Annotated in this window: 3 pseudogenes; 1 reads left to right on the plus strand and 2 read right to left on the minus strand. The window is 43.1% G+C overall.

Going from position 1 to position 1,125, the window contains the following annotated elements:
* Together ACFIKN_RS07300 and ACFIKN_RS07305 are read right to left on the minus strand one after the other, a co-directional pair.
* Nucleotides 1–340 (minus strand): annotated as a pseudogene (locus ACFIKN_RS07300) (glycoside hydrolase family protein); the annotation flags it as partial.
* 16 nt (nucleotides 341–356) lie between these two features.
* Nucleotides 357–742 (minus strand): annotated as a pseudogene (locus ACFIKN_RS07305) (lysozyme); the annotation flags it as partial.
* Between the two features lie 129 nt (nucleotides 743–871).
* On the opposite strand from ACFIKN_RS07305, the pseudogene ACFIKN_RS07310 reads away from it, so the two are divergent.
* Nucleotides 872–985 (plus strand): annotated as a pseudogene (locus ACFIKN_RS07310) (DNA-binding protein); the annotation flags it as partial.
* Nucleotides 986–1,125 lie beyond the last annotated feature (140 nt).

Below are 1,125 nucleotides of genomic sequence, written 5' to 3' on the forward strand. Positions count from 1 at the left end.
ATAAGCGTTGCTCCCGAAACCGCTTGGCGACAATCACTATGCCCGTTACAGCCGCTAAAACCATGATGCCTGCTAATGCCCTTTGCACAGGTCCATTGCCTGCTAACAAGCCACCAAAACCAGAACAAGACCCTATAATCGGGGCAAGCGCTTCTATTTTAAGAAGTCCGGTTGCCGTTTTCGTTTCTACCCTTTGATAATTTGAAGAAACATAGGACCCTTTTACCCATAATCCTGCTTCTGCTGCTCGACGGTTGGCTAAACCCGCAAGAGGCTTCCCACCCACCTTATTCCATTTCTGTAATTCAACAGGTACGGCTTCATAATCCCCTTGATTAAGNTACCCATAATCCTGCTTCTGCTGCTCGACGGTTGGCTAAACCCGCAAGAGGCTTCCCACCCACCTTATTCCATTTCTGTAATTCAACAGGTACGGCTTCATAATCCCCTTGATTAAGCTTCTTCAACAATGTGACTTGCGAAAAGCAGCTGTTCCTACATTATAGCAAAATGATACTAATGCCGCGAATTGGCAATCCGTTAACGAAACCGTAACCGATTCCTCTACCGTCTGCTCGAATTGCTTTAAGTCTTCACAAAGGATTTCTTCTGCTTTCTCTTGGCTAATACACATGCCTTTTTTGACAAGGGGGTGACCCGCATTGCTGGTGTGGCCATAACCAATCGTCCAGACACATGCCGTATCTCTATAATCCTCCACAAGACATTGATTTATAATGATAGTTCACTGTTTTGTATATTGAATGAGAGTCTCGAATATCGTAAGATTCTCTCATTTCAAATCTGTTTATCTTGAATCAATTAATATCACTTGCTTGCACATCACAAGCGGGATGAGTGTGTGGATAACAATGGCTCTCTCCCAAAACCTTTAAAATTTAGTTTTTTATCGCGTTGGTTACAATCAGATCTTTTGAATGTCATCGAGCAAGCAAAACAGCAACGTTATAACGACGCGGCATAAAAAAACTTGTCACGTAAGGACGGATAAGGCTTTCTCTGCTGAAGCAAGACTTAAGGTTCGCATTCAAGTTGTTCTGAATGTTTTTTACAATAAGGGCTATTTAAGCGTCTCTCAACACTTCGCTGAGGCATGACAGCACC

Origin of the sequence: Bartonella sp. CL436QHHD (assembly GCF_042195105.1) — a bacterium.
Taxonomy (GTDB): domain Bacteria; phylum Pseudomonadota; class Alphaproteobacteria; order Rhizobiales; family Rhizobiaceae; genus Bartonella.